General features: G+C 64.7%; 19 protein-coding genes. 11 read left to right on the forward strand and 8 right to left on the reverse strand.

Translation table 11 applies throughout. The annotated features are described in order from the left end of the window. Positions 1–7 precede the first annotated feature (7 nt). The 5 genes from pyrF to dnaK all read right to left on the reverse strand — a co-directional run bounded on the left by pyrF (position 8) and on the right by dnaK (position 5,355). Positions 8–718: an orotidine-5'-phosphate decarboxylase gene (gene pyrF, locus A3AI_RS0107250; RefSeq protein WP_024514943.1), complete on the reverse strand. Its 711-nt coding sequence runs from the start codon at positions 716–718 to the stop codon at positions 8–10. Between the two features lie 7 nt (positions 719–725). Further along, positions 726–1,304, reverse strand: a complete 579-nt coding sequence (locus A3AI_RS0107255; protein WP_024514944.1) for an NADPH-dependent FMN reductase — start codon at positions 1,302–1,304, stop codon at positions 726–728. Between the two features lie 54 nt (positions 1,305–1,358). Further along, positions 1,359–1,958, reverse strand: a complete 600-nt coding sequence (locus A3AI_RS0107260) for a class I SAM-dependent methyltransferase (protein WP_024514945.1) — start codon at positions 1,956–1,958, stop codon at positions 1,359–1,361. 226 nt (positions 1,959–2,184) lie between these two features. Next, complete coding sequence (dnaJ, locus tag A3AI_RS0107265; RefSeq protein ID WP_024514946.1) at positions 2,185–3,315, reverse strand: molecular chaperone DnaJ; 1,131 nt, start codon at positions 3,313–3,315, stop codon at positions 2,185–2,187. Positions 3,316–3,459: 144 nt separating this feature from the next. Next, positions 3,460–5,355 carry a molecular chaperone DnaK gene (dnaK, locus tag A3AI_RS0107270; RefSeq protein ID WP_024514947.1) on the reverse strand — a complete coding sequence of 632 codons (1,896 nt, stop codon included), beginning with the start codon at positions 5,353–5,355 and terminating at the stop codon, positions 3,460–3,462. Positions 5,356–5,790: 435 nt separating this feature from the next. On the opposite strand from dnaK, the gene A3AI_RS0107275 reads away from it, so the two are divergent. Further along, complete coding sequence (locus A3AI_RS0107275; protein ID WP_024514948.1) at positions 5,791–6,726, forward strand: hypothetical protein; 936 nt, start codon at positions 5,791–5,793, stop codon at positions 6,724–6,726. Between the two features lie 146 nt (positions 6,727–6,872). Here A3AI_RS0107275 and grpE read toward each other — a convergent pair whose 3' ends face one another. Together grpE and hrcA are read right to left on the reverse strand one after the other, a co-directional pair. Continuing rightward, the gene (grpE, locus tag A3AI_RS0107280; protein WP_024514949.1) at positions 6,873–7,481 is read right to left on the reverse strand and encodes a nucleotide exchange factor GrpE; all 609 of its coding nucleotides are present in this window, start codon (positions 7,479–7,481) and stop codon (positions 6,873–6,875) included. Positions 7,482–7,588: 107 nt separating this feature from the next. Continuing rightward, entirely contained in the window at positions 7,589–8,677 is a 1,089-nt protein-coding gene (gene hrcA / locus A3AI_RS0107285; protein ID WP_024514950.1) for a heat-inducible transcriptional repressor HrcA, read from the reverse strand. 149 nt (positions 8,678–8,826) lie between these two features. Here hrcA and rph point away from each other — a divergent pair, with 149 nt between their 5' ends. Genes rph through hemW form a run of 3 tightly spaced genes read left to right on the forward strand, consistent with a single transcriptional unit; the run spans position 8,827 to position 11,349 of the window. After that, positions 8,827–9,540: a ribonuclease PH gene (gene rph, locus A3AI_RS0107290; RefSeq protein WP_024514951.1), complete on the forward strand. Its 714-nt coding sequence runs from the start codon at positions 8,827–8,829 to the stop codon at positions 9,538–9,540. A 5-nt stretch (positions 9,541–9,545) separates the two neighbouring features. After that, positions 9,546–10,181, forward strand: coding sequence for an RdgB/HAM1 family non-canonical purine NTP pyrophosphatase (rdgB, locus tag A3AI_RS0107295; RefSeq protein WP_024514952.1), 636 nt, complete (start codon positions 9,546–9,548; stop codon positions 10,179–10,181). Next, entirely contained in the window at positions 10,168–11,349 is a 1,182-nt protein-coding gene (hemW, locus tag A3AI_RS0107300; RefSeq protein WP_024514953.1) for a radical SAM family heme chaperone HemW, read from the forward strand. Before rdgB ends, hemW begins: the two co-directional genes overlap by 14 nt. Positions 11,350–11,457: 108 nt before the next feature. On the opposite strand, the gene A3AI_RS0107305 is transcribed toward hemW, so the two are convergent. After that, positions 11,458–12,690 (reverse strand): penicillin-binding protein activator, encoded by a 1,233-nt coding sequence (locus A3AI_RS0107305; protein ID WP_024514954.1) that lies wholly within the window; start codon positions 12,688–12,690, stop codon positions 11,458–11,460. 244 nt (positions 12,691–12,934) lie between these two features. Here A3AI_RS0107305 and rsmI point away from each other — a divergent pair, with 244 nt between their 5' ends. The 7 genes from rsmI (at position 12,935) to A3AI_RS0107340 (ending at position 21,178) form a co-directional block, all read left to right on the forward strand. Further along, complete coding sequence (rsmI, locus tag A3AI_RS0107310) at positions 12,935–13,891, forward strand: 16S rRNA (cytidine(1402)-2'-O)-methyltransferase (protein ID WP_024514955.1); 957 nt, start codon at positions 12,935–12,937, stop codon at positions 13,889–13,891. After that, a complete protein-coding gene (locus A3AI_RS0107315) occupies positions 13,866–14,291 on the forward strand; it encodes a YraN family protein (protein WP_024514956.1) in 426 nt (141 codons plus the stop codon). Before rsmI ends, A3AI_RS0107315 begins: the two co-directional genes overlap by 26 nt. Positions 14,292–14,333: 42 nt before the next feature. After that, positions 14,334–15,287: a glutathione synthase gene (gene gshB, locus A3AI_RS0107320; RefSeq protein WP_024514957.1), complete on the forward strand. Its 954-nt coding sequence runs from the start codon at positions 14,334–14,336 to the stop codon at positions 15,285–15,287. Positions 15,288–15,512: 225 nt separating this feature from the next. Beyond that, positions 15,513–16,601, forward strand: a complete 1,089-nt coding sequence (locus tag A3AI_RS0107325) for a T6SS phospholipase effector Tle1-like catalytic domain-containing protein (protein WP_024514958.1) — start codon at positions 15,513–15,515, stop codon at positions 16,599–16,601. 77 nt (positions 16,602–16,678) lie between these two features. Next, a complete protein-coding gene (locus A3AI_RS0107330) occupies positions 16,679–18,217 on the forward strand; it encodes a YifB family Mg chelatase-like AAA ATPase (protein ID WP_024514959.1) in 1,539 nt (512 codons plus the stop codon). 110 nt (positions 18,218–18,327) lie between these two features. After that, positions 18,328–18,804, forward strand: a complete 477-nt coding sequence (locus A3AI_RS0107335) for a hypothetical protein (protein WP_036047607.1) — start codon at positions 18,328–18,330, stop codon at positions 18,802–18,804. Between the two features lie 133 nt (positions 18,805–18,937). Further along, complete coding sequence (locus tag A3AI_RS0107340; protein WP_024514961.1) at positions 18,938–21,178, forward strand: ATP-binding protein; 2,241 nt, start codon at positions 18,938–18,940, stop codon at positions 21,176–21,178. The last annotated feature ends 32 nt before the right edge of the window (positions 21,179–21,210 follow it).

Genomic DNA, 21,210 nt, shown 5'->3' on the forward strand with positions numbered 1-21,210 from the left:
CTTCTTGCTAGCTCACCAGTACCGGCATGATTTCGGCCACGATTGCGTCCGCGGCCGCCTTGGGATCAGCCGCCTCGACGACCGGGCGGCCGACAACAAGATAGTCCGCGCCCGCGGCGACCGCACGCGCCGGCGTCATGATGCGTTTCTGGTCTCCGCTTGCCGAACCGGCGGGTCGGATGCCCGGCGTGACCAGGCACAGCCGCTTCGCTACGATCTTGCGCAAGTTGGCCGCTTCCTCGGCCGAGCAGACCAGGCCGTCGACGCCAAGCTCGTCGGCCTGGCGCGCGCGCTGCGCGACCAGATCAGCGACGCCGAGCCGATAGCCCGCAGCCTTCACATCGTCTTCGTTGTAGGAGGTGAGCACCGTCACCGCGAGAATCTTCAGGTTCGGACCACGCGCTTCGACTGCTGCCTGCATGGTCTGCGGATAGGCATGCACGGTGAGAAAGGTAGCGCCTGACTTGGCGATATTCTCGACGCCGCGCGCGACCGTGTTGCCGATGTCGTGCAGCTTGAGATCGAGGAAGACCTTCTTGCCCTTGTCGGCGAGCTTGCGCACGAGCGGCAAGCCGCCGGCAAAGGCGAGCTGGTAGCCGATCTTGTAGAAGGTAACGCTATCGCCGAGGCGCATCACCAGGGCCTCCGCTGCCTCCACGCTGGCCACATCGAGCGCCACGATCAGCCGGTCGCGGGGAGGGATGTCGGTTGCAGGCATGCTCACCTCACATCATGCGTCGGGAGACGTCGATCAACTGCCGGACCAGCGCTTGCAGCGCCTCGCTATCGGCCGGATTCTTCAGCTTGTCCATATCGTCATAGGCCTGGTGCGCAAAGGAAAGCGAGAGCTGACTCGGGATCACATGGGCCTGCAGCGAGGCGAGGATCAATCGCAAGGCAGCCAGCGCCCGTGTTCCGCCGAGCCGGTTCTCCGAGGCGGCCGCGATCGCAAAGGGACGCTGGCGGAACACCTGGCCACGCGTCTCATGGGGATCCTGCACCCGGCTGACCCAATCGAGCATATTCTTCAGCAGAGCCGGGACGGAGGCATTGTATTCGGGCGTTACAAGCAGGATGCCGTGATGGGCCGCCATCATGCGCTTGATATTGAGCGCGTTCTTCGGCACCCCGGATTTGGCCTGCAGGTCACCGTCATAGATCGGCAACGCAAAATCGGCGAGTGACAGCCGGGTCACCTCGACACCGGCGAGCGCAAACTCATAGGCGGCCTGCGCCGCCAGCTTCGCATTGTGCGAGCCGCTGCGCAGCGAGCCGGGTATGATCAGGATCTTCGGCGCGGCCATCTCTGGAAAAACGCATTCCGGGTTGATGCACCCGACAAATGCGGCGGGCGCGGGTTAGTCCTTGCGATACACCCACACGCGGGCGGGTGGAAGATTCATCCAGATTCGCTCGGAGGCCTCGGTGGAGACGCCGGGCAACGATTTCGGAATCGGCGGGACCACCGAATAAGTGTACTGCACGAACGGGGCACCCGGCGCCAGCGTTGCGAAGGCATCGCGGATCAGGCGCAGCCTGGTCAGCATCGGTTTCGTCACCAGCGGCAGCGAGGAGACGATGGCAGTCGCGGGCGCGCCCAGCACGTTCCAGAGCGTATCGCGCAGGCGATAGGCATCGCCCTGCACCACCTTCGCCTGCGGATAGCGGTCGCGCAACAACGCACAGAAGCCCGGATTATATTCGACCAGCACCAGCCGCTTCTGGTCGATGCCGTGCTCGACCAGGGCGCTGGTGATCGCGCCGGTGCCGGGGCCAAGCTCGATCACCGGACCTGTGGCATGGCGATCGACATATTGCGCCATTGTGCGGGCCAGAGGGCGGCCCGACGGCATCACGGCGCCGACGTGGAGCGGCTTCTCAATCCATGAACGGAGAAAACGAACCTCGTCGTCAAGCCGAGGTTTTTTCAGCGTACGCACGGACGATTGCGAGGGCATGTCACTAACCAGACGGGACCGCGTTTTGCGCGGTGGATGTCAGAAAACAGTCACAAAGACGTATAGGCAGGCGACGGGGCGGTCAAGCCGCACCGCGACAGCGGCAACCGGCCGACACCGCTGAGGCTTGGCGATAACACCCTGGATTGTCTTAAGTTTCGGCCGTGGTCACAGCGCGGCATAAAACGACATTCCGCGCATGGCTGCCAACTCGCACGCAGAACGGCTAGTTGGCGGCGGATTTGCCGAAGAAGTCCTTGACCTTGGCGAAGAAGCCTGTGGCCTCGGGCTGGGTCGTGCCCGACGACAATTTCTCGAACTCGGCGAGCAGTTCCTGCTGCCGCTTGGTGAGGTTCTGCGGCGTCTCGACCATGACCTGGACATACATGTCGCCCATCTGCCGCGAACGCAGCACCGGCATGCCCTTGGACGCAATGCGGAAGCGGCGTGCGGACTGCGTGCCCGCAGGGATCTTCACCTTGGTCTTGCCCTTGTCGATGGTCGGCACCTCGAACTCACCGCCGAGCGCCGCCGTAACCATCGAGATCGGCACCCGGCAATGCAGGTCGGCGCCATCGCGCTGGAAGAACGGGTGTCCCGCCAGCGACAGGAAAATGTAGAGGTCGCCGGGCGGACCGCCGCGCACGCCGGCCTCGCCCTCGCCGGCGAGCCTGATCCGCGTGCCATCTTCGACGCCCTGGGGAATGTTGACCGACAGCGTCCGTTCGCGCGCTACCCGGCCCGAGCCCGAACAGGACGAGCAGGCGTCCTCGATCATCTGGCCGCGCCCCTGGCAGCCCGGGCAGGTGCGCTCGAGCGTGAAGAAGCCCTGGGCCTGGCGAACCCGGCCGGCGCCGCCGCACATCGAGCAGGTCTTCGGCTTGCTGCCGGCCTTGGCGCCGATGCCCGAGCAGGATTCGCAGGTTACCGAGACCGGAATCTCGATCTGCGCCGTTTTGCCGAGGTAGGCCTCCTCGAGCGTGATTTCCATATTGTAGCGCAGGTCGGCGCCGCGCTCGCGGCCGCCGCTGCGGCGCTGGCCGGCCATGCCGAACAGGTCTTCGAAAATATCGGAGAAGGAAGAGGCAAAGCCGGCACCGAAGCCGTGGCCGTTGCCCATGCCGCCTTGCTCGAAGGCGGCATGGCCAAAGCGGTCATAGGCGGCGCGCTTGTCGCTGTCCTTGAGGACCTCGTAGGCCTCGTTGATTTCCTTGAATCTGACCTCGCTCTGGGCATCGCCGGGATTGCGGTCCGGATGCCACTTCATCGCCAGCTTGCGAAAGGCCGACTTGAGCTTGGTATCGTCCGCGTTGCGCTCGACTTCAAGGGTTTCGTAGTAGCAGCGCTTGGTAGACATCCGTCAGACCCGCCCAAACTTCATCTTCATCCCGTAAGAACTGCAAGAATCATGCAGCCTCCGGCTTAATGAACAATGACCCTCATCCATCGAGACGCTGACGGCGCTCTTTGGTATGAGGGTCATGATCAATGCCCGCGCCCTTTAAGCGGACTTCTTCTTGTCGTCGTCGACCTCGGTGAACTCCGCGTCGACCACATCGTCGTGCTCAGCAGCCTTGGCGGCATCGCCTTCGGCCTGCTGCTTGTACATGGCCTCGCCAAGCTTCATCGAGGCCTGCGCCAGCGTGTTGGTCTTGGCCTTGATCGCCTCGGCGTCGTCGCCCTTCAGCGCTTCCTTGAGGTCGCTGACAGCGTCCTCAATGGCGCGGCGCTCGGTCTCGGCGATCTTCGAGCCATGCTCGGCAAGCGCCTTCTCGGTGGAATGCACCAGCGCATCGGCATGGTTCTTGGCGTCGACCGCCTCGCGGCGCTTCTTGTCGGCCGCGGCATTGACTTCGGCTTCCTTGACCATCTTGTCGATGTCGGCTTCCGACAGGCCGCCGGAGGCCTGAATGCGGATCTGCTGCTCCTTGCCGGTGGCCTTGTCCTTGGCCGAGACGTTGACGATGCCGTTGGCGTCGATGTCGAAGGTCACCTCGATCTGCGGCATGCCACGCGGGGCGGGCGGAATGCCCATCAGGTCGAACTGGCCGAGCATCTTGTTGTCGGCCGCCATTTCACGCTCGCCCTGGAAGACGCGGATGGTCACCGCATTCTGGTTGTCCTCGGCGGTCGAGAACACCTGGCTCTTCTTGGTCGGGATCGTGGTGTTGCGGTCGATGATGCGGGTGAACACGCCGCCCAGCGTCTCGATGCCCAGCGACAGCGGGGTCACGTCGAGCAGCAGCACGTCCTTGACGTCGCCCTGCAGCACGCCAGCCTGGATCGCAGCACCGATGGCGACGACCTCGTCCGGATTGACGCCCTTGTGCGGCTCCTTGCCGAACAGCTGCTTCACGACTTCCTGGACCTTGGGCATGCGGATCATGCCGCCAACCAGCACCACTTCACCGATCTCGCCGGCGGTGACGCCGGCATCCTTGAGCGCCTTGCGGCAGGGCTCGATGGTCTTCTGGATGAGGTCGTCGACCAGCGCCTCGAACTTGGCACGGGTCAGCTTCATCGTCAGATGCTTCGGACCCGACTGGTCGGCCGTGATGAAGGGCAGGTTGATCTCGGTCTGCGTGGTCGAGGACAGCTCGATCTTCGCCTTCTCGGCCGCCTCTTTCAGGCGCTGCAGCGCGAGCTTGTCGTTGCGCAGGTTGATGCCCTGTTCCTTCTGGAACTCATCGGCCAGATAGTTGACCAGGCGCATGTCGAAGTCTTCGCCACCCAAGAAGGTGTCGCCATTGGTCGACTTCACCTCGAACACGCCATCGCCGATTTCGAGGATGGAGATATCGAAAGTGCCGCCGCCGAGGTCATACACCGCGATGGTGCCGGACTTGGTTTTGTCGAGGCCATAGGCCAGCGCAGCCGCGGTCGGCTCGTTGATGATGCGCAGCACCTCAAGGCCCGCGATCTTGCCGGCATCCTTGGTCGCCTGGCGCTGGGCGTCGTTGAAATAAGCGGGAACGGTGATGACCGCTTGATCGACCTTCTGCCCGAGATGAGCTTCCGCGGTCTCCTTCATCTTCTGCAGGATGAAGGCGGAGATCTGCGAGGGCGAATAGGTCTTGCCGTCGGCCTCGACCCAGGCATCGCCGTTGGACGCCTTGACGATATTATAGGGGACGAGCTTCTTGTCCTTCTCGACCATCGGGTCGTCGTAGCGGCGGCCGATCAGCCGCTTCACCGCGAAGAAGGTGCGCTCGGGATTGGTGACTGCCTGGCGCTTGGCCGGCTGGCCGACGAGACGTTCGCCATCATCAGTGACAGCGACGATCGACGGTGTCGTCCGCATGCCTTCGGCGTTCTCGATAACTTTGGCGTTCTTGCCATCCATGACGGCGACGCACGAATTGGTGGTGCCGAGATCGATCCCAATGACCTTTCCCATGGTCCTCACATCCTTCCTTTTGCGGCAGGTTGGCAGGGCCCTGACGGCGCCCGGTCCGAACCCCCTCTAGATCAAAAACTCGCGATATTGCGACGGTGAGCCTCATATAGGAGGGGGCCATCGGGCCGCAAGGACCGAACGGCAATCCCGGCGCCGGAAAAAGCCGTGCAATTGAAAGATAGTGTCGACCGATGCGGCCCAGCCCGGCCGCTTGTCAAGGAATGGCGGGCGCAAACCGCGCCGTGGCGGGTCCGGTCGGGCGTCAGCGGAAGCGTTCCCCGGACCCTGTTGCCGGCAGGTCAAACCCGCTAAAAGCGACGGGACCGAGGGCGCATCCCAAGACCCGTCGGGCGACCGTCCGTCAAGCGACTGCGCGTCAACGGGCCGCATTCGCCGACCATGGAACGGCCTTAATACAACCGAAATAGGTTCTTCATGAAGCCTGCCAGACTCCTGACCGCCGTCGTCCTGCTCGTTGCCGCGCTCAAGCCAGCTTTTGCCGCGGACACCGTATTTCCACAGGGAGTAAGGGTCGGGTTGACCCCGCTGGTCGGCCTCTCCGTCGCAAAGACCTTCCCCGGCTTCGAAACCGAGGACCACAGCGTGAAGGTGCTGGTGACCGAGCTTCCGGCGGACGCCTACAACGAGGTGAAGAACGCATTCACCAATCCCGCCGGCGTGAGCGGCGTCAAGCCGGAGAGCCTTGAGACCGCCGCGGGCCCTGCCTATTACACCGTCGAGAACGCCAAAGAGGGCGCGACCAATGTCCGACGCTATTCGATGATCCTGTCGGCCGGCACCTTTTCCGGCTATGTCGCCGTGCAGGTCCCGGAAGATACCAGCAAGATCTACACTGACGATGCCATCCGGCAGATGTTCGCCTCCGCGACCCTGCGCAAGGAGGTGCCGATCAGCGAGCAACTGGGCATGCTGCCCTTCAAGCTCAACGACCTCGCGAGCTTCAAGAACGTACGCACGCTGGCGCCCGGTGCTGCCGTCATTCTCGCCGATGCCGACGAGAAGACCGGCTTTGAGCCGGCCCCATTCATGATCATCGGGATCATCGGCGCCACGCCGCCGGAGGCCAATGACCGCGCCCGCTTCGCCCAGCAGGCCGCGACCAATATCCCTGGTGTCCGCGACGCGCACATCACGATGGCCGAGCCGATCCGGATCGGCGGCATGCCCGGCTATGAAACGCGGATCAATGCAACCAGCGGCAAGGACAACACCCAGGTCACCGTGGTGCAATGGATCCGCTTTGGCGGGGCGACCTCAATGCGGATCGTCGGCAGCGCGCCGCGCGACCAGTGGTCGGCGGCGTTTCCACGCTTCCGCGCCGTACGCGACGGCATCGAGCCCAAAAGCTAAGGCATGGTCCGGAAAAGTGTGAAGCGGTTTTCCGAAAAGATCATGCTCGACCAAAGACCTAAAGCGCGACGACGATTCAACCAAATCTCATCGCGCTTTAAGGCATCAACAGCTAAGGGATAACGAGCTGAGAGATAGCGCGGCCCTCAGGCCGCGCTTGGCTCGTTGCCGTTGGCGGCCGCAGGAGCTGCCTTCACGCCACCTTTGGAGACGCCGACCAGCGCCGGCCGCAGCACGCGATCGCCGATAGTGTAGCCGGCCTGCACCACCTGCACCACGGTACCTGCCGGCACTGAGGCGTCGGGCACTTCATACATTGCCTGGTGGAAGTTCGGATCGAACCTGTTGCCCGACGGATCGAGGCGCTTCACGCCATATTTCTCCAGCGTGTTGTGCAGCGAGCGTTCGGTGAGCTCGACGCCTTCGATCAGCGATTTCAGGCCCGGATCGGCGTTGGCGCGGGCCTCCGCCGGCACCGCATCCAGGGCGCGCTGCAGATTGTCGGCGATGTCGAGCACGTCGCGCGCAAAGCCGGTGACGCCGTAGGTCCGCGCATCCTGCACCTCTTTCGCGGTGCGCTTGCGCAGGTTCTCCATCTCGGCCAGCGTGCGCAGCATCTTGTCACGCGCGTCGGCCGCTTCCCGCGCCAGCGCCTCCGCCGATGCCGGCTCGGGGTCGTCGGGCATGATGTAGGGCTTTGACATCACGGGCTCGCTGGGGTTCGCCGGATCGTTCTTCGGCTCGGAATCGGACATTGACGGCCTTTTCGAGAAATCGCTCAGTTCATGTTCTTCGCTTGCGCGGGATATCGTGCTTTAGGCGGCGAAAATCAAGCGCCCGTGAACGGGCAAAGGGCTCGCAATCAGCCGCCCAGAATCCGGCTCACGATGCGGGCGGCATAGTCCACGGTCGGAATGACCCGCGCATAATTGAGCCTTGTCGGGCCGATCACGCCGAGAACGCCGACAATGTGGCCGGCGGCATCGCGATAGGGCGCGATGATGGTCGAGGAACCCGACAGCGAGAACAATTTGTTCTCCGAGCCAATGAAAATCCGCACGCCCTCGGCCTGTTCCGCGCGGCCCAACAGGTCGACGACGCCACGTTTGGTCTCGAGATCATCGAACAGCAGCCGCACCCGCTCGAGATCATCAAGCGCATGCAGATCTTCCAGCAGATTGGCGTGGCCCCGCACGATCAGCTGGCGGTCCTCGTTGTCGCCGCCGGACCAGCTGGCAAGCCCCGCCGCGATCACTTTCTGGGTCAATTGATCGAGCTCGGCGCGTCCCTGCGTCAGCGCAGTCTCAAGCTCGAGCCGGGCTTCGGCCAGCGTGCGACCGCGTATCCGTGCATTGAGGAAATTGGAGGCCTCCATCAACGCGGAGGAGGGCACGCCGGGTGGCAGGGTCAGCACCCTGTTCTCGACCTGGCCGTCCTCGCCGACCAGGATCACCAGCGCGCGCTCGGGCTCCAGCCGCACGAACTCGATATGTTTCAGCCGCGCATTGGATTTCGGGGTCAGCACCACCGCGGCCGCCCGCGTCAATCCAGACAGCCGCGTGAGCGCCTCGCCTAACGCGGCCTCCACCGATTGGGCGCGCCCGACGGAAGCGAGCTGGCTCTGAATGGTCTGCCGCTCGTCGGCGGTGAGGTCGCCGATCTGCATCAGGGCATCGACGAAGAATCGCAAACCGAGTTCCGTCGGCAGCCGGCCGGCCGAGGTATGCGGGGCATAGATCAACCCAAGTTGTTCCAGGTCGGCCATGACATTTCGGACCGAGGCCGGCGACAGCGGAACCGCGATCAGGCGCGAAATATTGCGCGAACCGACGGGCTCGCCGGTCGCAAGGTAGCTTTCGACGATCTGGCGAAAAATCTCCCGCGAACGCTCGTTGAGCTGGGCAAGCCCGGCAGGTGGCGTCATCAGGTGGATCGGATCGTGGTGGGCCAATCGCTACTCCTTCCAACGCCTATAATTTGTCCCTCCGCGGCCCCCCTGACAAGCCGGAGATCGCCCCCATGGGGGCTTGCCGCCCCGCCGTCCCCCACCTACAAGCTGCGCCAGCCTTATTTTCTTTGCCGAATTTTCGGAGGATTCCCATGCGGCCGAGCCGCCGTGCCCCGGACGAACTACGCGCCGTCAGCCTGGAACGCGGCGTGGTCAAATATGCCGAGGGCTCCTGCCTGGTGAAATTCGGCGATACCCATGTGCTGGTGACGGCGACATTGGAAGACCGCCTGCCGCCCTGGCTCAAGGGCCAGGGCCGCGGCTGGGTCACGGCCGAATATGGCATGCTGCCGCGCGCCACCCTGGAGCGGACCCGGCGCGAAGCCGCCGCCGGAAAGCAGAGCGGACGCACCGTGGAGATCCAGCGCCTGATCGGCCGCTCCTTGCGCGCGACCGTGGATCTCGAGGCGCTCGGCGAGCGCCAGATCACCGTCGATTGCGACGTGCTGCAGGCCGATGGCGGCACGCGCACGGCGTCCATCACCGGCGCCTGGGTCGCGCTGGCCGACTGCCTTGGCTGGATGAAGGCGCGCAACATGGTGAAGGGGACCGTGCTGCGCGACAATGTCGCCGCGATCTCCTGCGGGATTTTCAATGGCACACCGGTGCTCGATCTCGATTACGCCGAGGATTCCGAAGCCGAGACCGACGCCAATTTTGTCATGACCGGCGACGGCCGCATCATCGAGGTGCAGGGCACCGCGGAAAAAACGCCGTTCACGCAGGATGAATTCCTGGCGCTGATGGCGCTCGCCCGCAAAGGCGTTGCGCGGCTGGTCGACCTGCAGAAAATGGCGGTGACCTAAGGACCATGCATCGTCGGATCACAGGCAAGCTCGTCATCGCTACTCACAATCCCGGCAAGCTCGCGGAGATGCGCGAGCTGTTGACGCCTTATGGGATCGAGGCCATGTCGGCGGGCGAGCTTGGTCTCGACGAGCCGGAGGAGACCGGCGATACATTCCAGGCCAATGCGAGGATCAAAGCGATCGCCGCGGCGAACGCCGCGAAGCTGCCGGCCTTTGCCGACGATTCGGGACTGGCGGTCGATGCGCTGAACGGTGCGCCTGGCATTTTCTCCGCGCGCTGGGCCGGGTCGAACAAGGATTTCAACGCGGCGATGGCGCAGATCGAGCGCCTGCTGCAGGAGCGGGGCGCCACCACGCCCGGCAGACGAGGCGCGCATTTCGTCTCCGCGCTCTGCGTCGCCTGGCCCGATGGCCATATCGAGGAGGTCGAGGCGCACGTCGACGGCACGCTGGTCTGGCCGCCACGCGGCACCGCGGGCTTCGGCTACGATCCCATGTTCATGCCCAATGGCTTCGACCGCAGCTTTGGCGAGATGACCAGCATCGAGAAGCATGGGCTGCCGCCTCTGGGGCTGGGTCTGTCGCACCGCGCCCGCGCCTTCGTGAAGCTTGCGGAGGTCTGCCTTGAGCCGCGCTAAGGCGAAGCAGGCCAGAGGAGCGACGCAGACGGCGTTCGGCGTCTATGTGCATTGGCCGTTCTGTCTCTCCAAATGTCCCTATTGCGACTTCAACAGCCATGTGCGGCATGCGGCGATCGACGAGGCGCGCTTTGCGAACGCCTTCGCGCGCGAGATCGAGACCACGGCTGCGCGCATTCCCGGCCGCGAGGTGACGTCGATCTTTCTCGGCGGCGGCACGCCGTCGCTGATGCAGCCGCAAACCGTCGGCGCCATTCTCGAGGCGATCGGCAAGCATTGGCAGGTCGCCGCCGACGTCGAGGTCACGCTGGAAGCGAATCCGACCAGCGTCGAGGCGACACGCTTTGCCGGTTACCGCGCGGCGGGCGTCAACCGCGTCTCGCTCGGCGTGCAGGCACTCGACGACGCATCGCTGAAGGCACTCGGCCGACTGCATAGCGCGCGCGAGGCGCTCGATGCCGTCGCGATCGCGCGCAAGGCCTTCGAGCGCTACTCCTTCGACCTGATCTACGCCCGGCCGGATCAGACGCCGCAAATGTGGGCGGCTGAATTACAGCAAGCCATTGGCGAAGCCGCCGAACATCTGTCGCTCTATCAACTCACCATCGAGGAAGGCACGCCCTTCTTCGGCCTGCACGCGGCCGGCAAATTGCAGACGCCGGACGAGGCGGTCGCGCGTGCCCTCTACGACGTGACCCAGGAAATCTGCGCGCGCCATGGCCTGCCGGCCTACGAGATTTCCAACCACGCCCGCGATGGCGCGGAATGCCGGCACAATCTGGTCTACTGGCGGGGCCAGGAATATGCCGGCATCGGTCCCGGCGCGCATGGCCGGCTCGATATCAACGGCATCCGGCATGCGACCGCGACCGAGAAACGGCCCGAAGCCTGGCTGATGCGGGTCGAGGCGAACGGCCATGGCGTCGTCACCGACGACTCACTCAACAGCGAAGAGCGCGCCGACGAATTCCTGCTGATGGGCCTGCGGCTCGCCGAAGGCATCGATCCCAGGCGTTATGCGACGCTCGCCGGGCGCTCGCTCGATCCCGACCGCATCGCACTGCTGCGCGAGGAGGGCGCGATCGCGGTCGACAGCGACGGCCGCCTGCGCGTCACGCAGGCCGGCTTTCCCGTGCTCGATGCGGTGGTCGCGGATCTCGCGGCTTAGACTAGAGTGTTTTCGAGCGAAGTGGGGTCCGGTTCGCGTGAAGAAAACGCGTCAAAACAAGAATCTAGAGCTCCGGTTCTGATTCAATCAGAACCGGAAATGCTCTAGTCAGGCGCCAAAGCTCTTGGGCGAGCCTGCGACGGGCACGCTGCCGCCGGAACCGACACGCATGATCGCGAGCCCGCGTTCGTTGGTGCCATCGGCGCGGAAGCGGAACAGGCCGTCGATGCCGGAAAAGCCGGATGGGTTGGTCAAGACGTCGGGCGAATAACGCTGGCCGCTCTGCGTCCTTGCAAGTGCTGCGACAAGAGCCACCGAATCATAGGCCAGCGTTGCGGTCCGCACCGGTTCACCGCCATAACGGGTGCGGTAGCGGCCGGCAAAGGCGCGGAAGCCCGAGGGATCGGGCGCGGCATACAAGCCGCCCTGCAGCGAGGCGCTGCCAAAGACACGCGGATTGTCCCACAGCCCGGTGCCGAGCATCTGGATGTTGCGCAGGTTTGCCCCCGCGGCCGTGAGCGCGTCGGCCGTCGCCACGATCGATTCGCCGTCATCGGCGAGCAAAAGCGAATCAGCCTGTGCCAGCGACTGCGCCACGTTACGCGCCGGCGTCGTACGATCGGCACCGTATTTATCGAACGCGGCGACACGGCCACCGCGTCGGGCGACCGCCTGCTTGAAGGCGAGCTCCACCACATTGCCGTAGGCGTTGTCCGGCAGCAGCGCCGCAAAGGAGCGCTTCCCGGTCGATGCCGCGTATTCGACGATCCGGTTGACGTCTGACTCCGGCAGGAAGCTGAGGAGAAAGACGCCGCGCCCGGCAACGGTGGAATCGGTGGAGAAGGCGATGCAGGAGATGTTGCGGGCGCGGGCGACCTGCGCGGCGGCAGGCACAGAGGCAGCAAACAGCGGTCCGAGAATGATCTCCGCACCCTCGTCCACCGCCTGCTGTGTACCTTGCGATGCGCCTTGGGGGCTACCGGCATCGTCCTTGATCAGGAGCTGGATGTTGGGATTCTGGAACTCCGCCAGCGCCATCTCTGCCGCGTTCCTCATGGACAGCGCAGCAACCCCGGCATTGCCGGACGCCGACAGCGGCAGCAGGAGCCCAACCTTCACCTGGCCGTTACCCGCGACCATCGGCTGCTGGGGTGGGCCGGCTGGAGCCGGGGCTGGCTGCGACGACGAGAGCGGGTTGGAGAACGAGTTCAGGCTCTGCTGCACATTGGCGCAGGCGCTCAGCACGGGCGCGCCCAGGATAAGCCCCAGCGCCGCGCGCCGCGTCGCGCCCACACCTAGCGGACCCGATAACGAGAACCTGCGATTGAACGGGTCTACCATACCATCTCTTGGATTGACCGACCGGAGGCGGCCGGCTCCCCTCCATCAAAACCGATCAGGGGGGCGGATTCGGGCATATTGTCGACGAATAGTTAACTAAAACAAAAGGATTATGGCTTTGCCGGGCGTGCGCAAGGGGCGCGCAGTCATGTTTTGTGGACGCTTTGCGCTGCGGATAAGGTTACGCCGGGGGCAGCTCCTTGATGTGGCGCCCTGACCATCACCCCTTTAAGCTTCCATTATTATGCTCGCAAAAACGGCCCCAATAAACACCGAAGGCGGCAGGGAACCCCGCAGCTTTTCAATTCTCGGGCACATCCTGCCGGCTGCGAGGCTCGAACCCGGCCTCTATCTGGTGGCGACCCCGATCGGCAATCTGGCCGACGTGACCTTGCGCGCGCTGGAGACGCTTGCCGGTGTCGACGTCATTGCCTGCGAGGACACCCGCATCACCCGACGACTGACCGAGCGTTACGCCATCTCGGCGGAGCTGACGCCTTATCATGAGCACAATGCGACGACTGCCCGGCCCAAGCTCCTGCAGCGGCTGGCCGCGGGCGAGGCGGTCGCGCTGGTCTCGGACGCCGGAACCCCCTTGATCTCCGATCCCGGCTTCAAGCTGGTGCGCGAGGCCTGCGCGGCGGGCTTTGCCGTCACCGCGCTACCCGGCCCGTCATCGGTGCTGGCAGCACTGACAGTCGCGGGGCTGCCTACGGACCGCTTTTACTTTGCGGGCTTTCTGCCGCCCAAACAGGCCGCGCGCCGAACGCGACTGGCAGAGCTGTCCCGGATCGATGCGACGCTTGTGCTGTTCGAATCCGGCAGCCGCGTGCAGGAGACGGTGGCCGATCTCGCATCCATCATGGGTAGCCGCGAGGCCGCGATCTGCCGCGAACTGACAAAGCTGCATGAAGAGGTCTCGCGCGCGAGCCTTGCCGAGCTTGCAGGCCGTGCGGACCAGCTGGAGACGCGCGGCGAGTTCGTGCTGGTGATCGGCCCGCCGGACGCCGACGCGCAACTGATGTCTGCCGAGTCGCTGGACGCGCTCTTGCGCAACGCGCTGTCGCATTCCAGCTTGAAGGATGCGGTGGTGCAGGCCGTCGAGCTTTCGGGCCGGCCGCGCCGGGAGGTTTATGCGCGCGCGCTGGAGCTTGCGAAGAACATGAAGGGCGATCATGGCCAAGATTCCGGCCAAGCGTGACGGCGCTGCTGCGCCCGAGCCCGTCGCCAAACCGGCGTCGCCGGCACGAGTGGCGGCGTTTCGCACCGGGCTTTCAGCCGAAAGCCGCGCCGCCGCCTATCTGATGGCAAAAGGCTATCGCATTCTCGCCAGGCGATTCCGCACGCCGCATGGCGAGATCGATCTGGTCGCCAAGCGGCGCAACCTCGTCGCCTTTGTCGAGGTCAAGGCTCGCGCCAGCCTCGACGAAGCGGCCTTCGCGGTGACGCCGCGGCAGAAAGCGCGCATCATCGATGCCGCGCAGGCCTGGCTGATGGCACATCCCGAACATGCCGAACTGGATTTGCGTTTCGACGCCATGCTGATTGCGCCGCGGCACCTGCCGCGCCATGTGATAGCGGCCTTCGACGCCAGCACGTAAGATAGACCCCTTCTCGCGCCTCAAGCTCACGGACCTCACACCATGACTCTCAACGTCGCCGTCCAGATGGACCCCATCGCGCGCATCAACATCCGCGGCGATTCGACCTTCGCGCTGCTATTGGAGGCGCAAAAGCGCGGCCATGGGCTGTCCTATTACACCCCTGACAAGCTCTCGCTGGTGGGGGACGAGTTGGTTGCCCCTGTTCAACTGCTCGCCGTGCGCGATGAGGTCGGCGACCATTTCACGCTGGGCGAGCCGAAGCGCGAACCGCTGGCCAATTTCGACGTCATCCTGCTGCGACAGGACCCGCCGTTCGACCTCGCTTACATCACCTCGACGCATTTCCTGGAGCAGCTGCATCCCAGGACATTGGTGGTCAACGATCCCGCCAGCGTCCGCAATGCGCCGGAAAAACTGTTCGTAATGAATTTTCCGCAGCTGATGCCGCCGACATTGATCTCGCGCGATCTCGACGAGATCAACGCCTTTCGCGACACCCATGGCGCCGTCGTCATGAAGCCGTTGCACGGCCACGGCGGCGCCGCGGTGTTCCGCGTCATGCCGCAGGACATGAATTTCGGCTCTCTCTACGACATGTTCTCCGTGACCTTCAAGGAGCCCTGGGTGATCCAGCGCTTCCTTCCCGAGGTGAAGCACGGCGACAAGCGCATCATCCTGGTCAATGGCGAGTTCGCGGGCGCGGTCAACCGCGTGCCCGCCGCGGACGATCTCCGCTCCAACATGGTGCGCGGCGGCGCGGCGCAGGCCACCGATCTCTCCGATCGCGAACGCGCGATCTGCAACACGATCGGACCGGCGTTGCGCGAGCGCGGTCTCCTGTTCGTCGGCATCGACGTGATCGACGGCTATCTCACCGAGATCAATGTAACTTCGCCGACCGGCATCCGCGCCATTGCCCGGCTAGGCGGACCCGACATCGCGGCGAGGATCTGGGACGTGATCGAGGCAAAGCGGGCTGCGGCGAAGGCCTGACAATGCAGCGCCGCGACCCAACACGCGGCGCCGCAGTTTCTTCGTACCCTCCACGAACAATCATCCGTTATCTCGTACAAGCTGCGTTGCATGACTTGTACATCCTTGGTTGAGCAGATAGTCTTTCGCTCGTTGCGAGCTTTTTTTCCCGCAAGCGGCGCTGATCCAGCCCGGATTGACGCGATTTTTTTGGCGAGGCCTGCGCACTTCGCGGAAAGCATTGCAATGCCCCAAAACATCGTTCTGTGCCTTGACGGCACCAGCAACCAGTACTCGGCAACCAACACCAATGTGGTCAAGCTTTACGCCATGCTCGAGCGTGCACATGATCAGCTGGCCTACTATCAGCCGGGCATTGGCACGTCGGTGCCGACAAGCATCTGGGGCCGCATCAAGCGGTGGGTGATCAAGCAGATCGACCTCGCGGTCGCGCTGTTCCTGTCGGATCATGTCTGTGACGCCTACCGCTTCCTGATGCGCTACTATCGGGACGGCGACAGGGTTTTCATCTTCGGCTTCAGCCGTGGTGCGTACACCGCGCGCGCAGTGGCCGGGATGCTCTACAAGGTCGGGCTGCTGACTCAGGGCAATGAAGAGCTGATCCCGTTCGCCTGGCATATGTTCAAGTACGAAGACGACAAGAAGCTCGCGGAAGGGTTCAAGACAACCTTCAGCCGGCCGGTCGGGGTGGAGTTTCTCGGCCTCTGGGATACCGTGAGTTCGGTCGGCTGGGCCTTTGACCCGCAGCACCTGCCATACACCCAGAACAACCCGATCGTGCGCCAGGTTCGTCATGCGATGGCACTTGACGAGCGGCGGGCCTATTTCGTGCAGAACCTCTGGGGCAACGTGCCTGATGACGTCGTCCAGATCTGGTTTCCCGGCGTTCACGGCGATGTCGGCGGCGGACTCCCCGAGAATGAGTCGGGGCTGTCGGCCATTGCCTTGCAATGGATGGTCGGCGAGGCGAAAGCGGCTGGCCTCGTGCTCAACCCGGAGATGGAGAAAACGGTGCTGCCGGCGCAGAACGTGCCTGACGCGGCCTATGCTGCGCCCTTTGCCGGCGGCCCGGCTCATGAATCTCTGCACGGCCTGTGGTGGATCCCCGAGTTCATTCCAAAACCCTATCGCGACCCCGCGGCGCAGTACGAGAGGCGCTGGATGATTCATGCGGGGCGGCACCGCTACGTCGCGGCCGGCGCGAAAATTCATGCCTCCGTGTTCGAGCGCATGAGGCTGGTTTCGGATTACAGACCGCCGAATATTCCGGCGAGCTACCAATGCGTGCCGCCGACCGAATGTTCGGGGCGGTGACGATTGTTCACTTAATGTTCTTGCCAAATCCGCAGCACTCCGCTACCTTTGATTGTGTGGTTGGCGGCGGGGGCGGTATGGTTCAGCGGGTTTCGACGGTTGCCTTTGAGGGGATCGAGGCCCGTGCGGTTGACGTGCAGGTGCAGGTCGCGCCGGGCCTGCCGGCATTCACAATTGTCGGCCTGCCGGACAAGGCCGTCTCGGAGGCGCGGGAGCGGGTGCGCTCGGCGCTGATTGCCTCGGGGCTTGCACTGCCGGCACGGCGGATCACGGTCAATCTCGCGCCCGCCGACCTGCCGAAGGAAGGCAGCCATTACGACCTGCCGATCGCGCTCGGCCTGATGGCCGCGATCGGAGCGATACCGCCGGATGCGTTAAACGGATTCACCGTGCTCGGCGAGCTCAGGCTTGACGGCTCGATTGCGGCGGTCGCGGGCGTACTGCCGGCCGCGATCGGCGCCAATGCCCGCGAGGAGGGGCTGGTCTGTCCGGCGGCGTGTGGCGCGGAAGCCGCGTGGGCGAGCCCGGACATCCTGATCATCGCGGCCAATTCGCTGATCCAGATCGCCAATCATTTCAAGGGCACGCAGGTGCTGTCGCGGCCGCAGCCCAGGATCCATGAGGAGCAGGTCTCCTCGCTCGACTTGCGCGATATCAAGGGCCAGGAGAGCGCCAAGCGCGCGCTCGAGATCGCGGCCGCCGGCGGCCATCACCTGCTCATGATCGGATCGCCCGGCGCTGGCAAGTCGATGCTGGCGCAGCGACTGCCCTCGATCCTGCCGCCGCTGACGCCGTCCGAACTGCTGGAAGTCTCGATGATCGCTTCTGTCGCCGGCGAGATCGAGGGCGGCGCGCTCACTGCGCGGCGGCCGTTCCGCGCGCCGCATCATTCCGCAAGCATGGCAGCGCTGACCGGCGGCGGCACGCGCGCGAAGCCCGGCGAGATCTCGCTCGCGCATCAGGGGGTGTTGTTTCTCGACGAATTGCCTGAGTTCGATCCGCGCGTCCTGGATTCGCTGCGCCAGCCGCTCGAGAATGGCGAGGTCGCGGTGTCCCGCGCCAATCATCGGGTGACTTATCCTGCGCGCTTCATGCTGGTGGCGGCCATGAATCCGTGCCGCTGCGGGCGCGCCTTCGAGCCCGGTTATGCCTGCAAGCGCGCGGCCGTCGATCGCTGCACTGCGGATTACCAGATGCGGATCTCCGGTCCGCTGATGGACCGCATCGATTTGCGCATCGAGGTGCCCGCGGTGACCGCCGCCGACCTGATCCTGCCGCCGCCGGCCGAAGGTTCAGCCGAGGTCGCCGCCCGCGTCGCGGCCGCGCGCGACATTCAGCGTGCCCGCTATGCCGCGGCCGGCCTGCCACATGTCCGCACCAATGCGGAAGCGCCGGCATCGCTCCTGGAAACTATCGCGCAGCCGGATGCGCAAGGACAAAAACTCCTGCGCGACGCCGCCGAGACCATGCGCCTGTCGGCGCGCGGCTATCACCGCGTGCTGCGGGTCGCCCGCACGCTGGCCGATCTCGATCATGCGGAGAAGATTGGCCGGCTGCATCTGGCGGAGGCCCTGTCCTATCGCGCGCTCGCCGACGACGTCCGGCATGCGGCGTAATCCCACCGCGGGTTCCGCGCTACCGTCAACCAGCCGGTAACGAGTTTTCTTTACGCTCTGCCAACCATAAGCCCAGTGTTCGCGGGCTTGTGTTTGAGTGAGTGCCCGTCATGTTGAGTTTCAAGCTGCGTTACAAGATTCTGCTCTCGGCCGTTCCGCTGGTGGCAGCCGCGACCTTCGCCGGTGTCGAGGTCTTCGACAGTCCGCGCCCCTGCATCGCCGTCGGCGCCGCGACGCTGGAGATCGGATCGGAGCCGTGGCACGCCGACCTCCATGTCAGCTTCACCGATGATCCCGCGCTCGCAACCGTGCGCGTCGCCTTGACCGACGATGCGGCGGGAGCCGATTTCGCCGTGATCGACGATGTCGCGAGCAACGATGACAACGCCTGCGGGACAACACCGTCAACGCAATTCATCGCCGTTTCGGCAGAGCCAACGAAAGCCGCCCCCGTCATCTATCTCGCGCAAGACGGCCCGGCCGACTACCGGATTTTCGTCAACTCGAAGCACTTCACGCCGCGCGAGGCCGCCGCGCTGATCGTCGGCGCCCGCAGCGCGCAGCCGCAGCTTGCGGCAGCGCTTTAACGTTTCATTAGCTCTGTTTGCAGTGCTCCGAGGGAACACTCCAAGCTTCAAACACTTTGCAAGACCGTCGCAGCATCGTCGCCCGCGCCAGCGCATATGATTTGAGAACAGCACTCGTTGAAGGTGATCGATGATGGGGCGGGGCCTACGTATCAAACTACGCGTTCGCCGCCTCACGCGACGCCATCCGCTGATCACGAGCATCGTTCGCTCCTTCATGATCTTCTCCGCTGCCTTCGGCGGTGCCTATGGCTTCATTACCGGCAGCCGGTCGGAGCAATCCGGCTATGACGCCAATGCTTTCGCGATCGGCGCGAGCTTCCTGTTTGCGCTGGCCTGCCTTGCGCTCGCAACCCTGAGCATCAGACTGCGCTTCATCAACAGGCGCCTGCGCAAGATCGCGCTCCACAATGAAGCGCTGATCGATCGCAATTGGGAGCTGCAGGAAGCAGAGGAGCGCGCTCGCAGCCTGTTCGAGCAGCAGGGCGACCTGATCGTGATGCGCGACAATGCAGGCCACATCACCTTCGCCAATGAGGCCTATTGTGAGCTTGCCGAACGATCGCGCGAGGCGCTGATCGGCACCCGCTTCGATTTTCGGATCCTGGAGCAGGGCGAGGACGCGCGCGAGCCGAACGGTACCCGAATTCACGACCAGAAGATCGCAAGTCCGCTGGGCCCGCGATGGATCGCCTGGCGCGAGGGCCTCGTCCGCAGCGACGCGGGCCAGCCCGCGGAATTGCAATGCGTCGGCCGCGACGTCACCGATCGCACCGAGACAGAGCGTGCGCTCACCGATGCGCGCGACCAGGCGAATAGCGCCAACCGCGCCAAGTCGCGCTTCCTCGCCATGACCAGCCACGAGATCCGCACGCCGCTGAATGGCATCATCGGCATGAGCGGCCTATTGCTCGACACACAGCTCACGCCGGAGCAGGCTACCTACGCCAAGGCCGTGAAGACCTCGGGCGAAGCGCTGCTGTCCCTGATCGAGGAGCTGCTCGACTACTCCAAGATCGAGGCCGGCAAGATCGATCTCGAGCAGCGCCCGTTCGCGCTGACCGGGCTGATCGAGGAAATCAGCGAATTGCTGGCGCCGCGCGCGCAGTCGAAACAGCTCGAGATCGCAGCTTTCGTCGACGAGCGACTGCCGGCGCAAGTCGTCGGCGACGCGGCGCGGCTGCGCCAGGTACTGCTCAACCTTGCCGGCAATGCGATCAAGTTCACCTCGACGGGCGGGGTCGCCCTGATCGCCGAACCAGGGATCTGGCCGAACGAAGTCCGCTTCCTGGTGCGCGACACCGGCATCGGCATCGCGCCGGAGGCGCGCGAACGCATCTTCCGCGAGTTCGAGCAGGCCAGCGACCACATCGGACGGCACTACGGCGGCACCGGCCTCGGATTGAGCATCTCTGAACGCATCGTCAAGCGCATGGGCGGGCGGATTTCACTGGAGAGCGAGCCGGGCAACGGCTCCACGTTCGAAGTATCGCTGCCGCTACCGGCGGCCGAGACGAGCATTGCGCGGCCGACCTTCGTTGCGCCTGATCTGACCGGCCAATCGATCATGCTGGTGAGCGCGCAGGGCATCGAGGTCTCGCTGGTGGCGCGACGGTTGCAGCGCTGGGGCGGGCAGACCTGCCTGATCTCCGATGCCAGAGCCGCCGAAGCGCTGCTGCCGGAGCGCCCCTGGCACGCGCTCCTGGTCGACCAGGCGCTGGGGGCCGACATCGCGGAAACCTTGAGCGAAGCCGCGCGTCGCCACGCGAGCCTGCGGATCCTGATGGTGACACCGGCGACGCGACACGACATCAAGCCGTCCGAGGCCTTCACCGGCTATTTGGTCAAGCCGCTGCGCGCCGCGTCCCTCGCGGCGCGACTGTCGGCGCCGCCGGAGGTCTCAGCACCGTCGCTCGGCAGTGACGCATTGCCCGCGGAGATCGCGGCGCCCGGCGAGAACCAGCCGAGAGCGCTATCGATCCTGGTAGCCGAGGACAACGAGATCAACGCACTTTTGATGCGCTCGCTCCTGACCCGGCTCGGCCATCACGCGGTCATCGCCACCAACGGCGCAGCCGCGCTCGAGTCTTGGGTTGCGGCAAGGTCCGCCGGCACGCCTTACGACCTGGTGCTGATGGACATCCAGATGCCCGAGCTCGACGGCATCGAGGCGGCCAAGCGTATTCGCAGGCTTGAGGCGGAGCAGCCGGGCGCGCGCACGCCGATCCTGGCACTGACCGCCAACACGCTGGTGGAAGATCGCTACGCCTGTTTCGAAGCCGGCATGGACGGCTTCCTGATCAAGCCGCTCGATCGCGAGAAGCTCGAGGAAGCGCTGAGCGGGCTGGCCGCCACGCGGCACCTGGCAGCGTAATTTCTCCGCAATGACGTTGGAGTTGTGGCGTG

It is taken from the genome of Bradyrhizobium sp. Tv2a-2, assembly GCF_000472425.1.
Classification (GTDB): domain Bacteria; phylum Pseudomonadota; class Alphaproteobacteria; order Rhizobiales; family Xanthobacteraceae; genus Bradyrhizobium.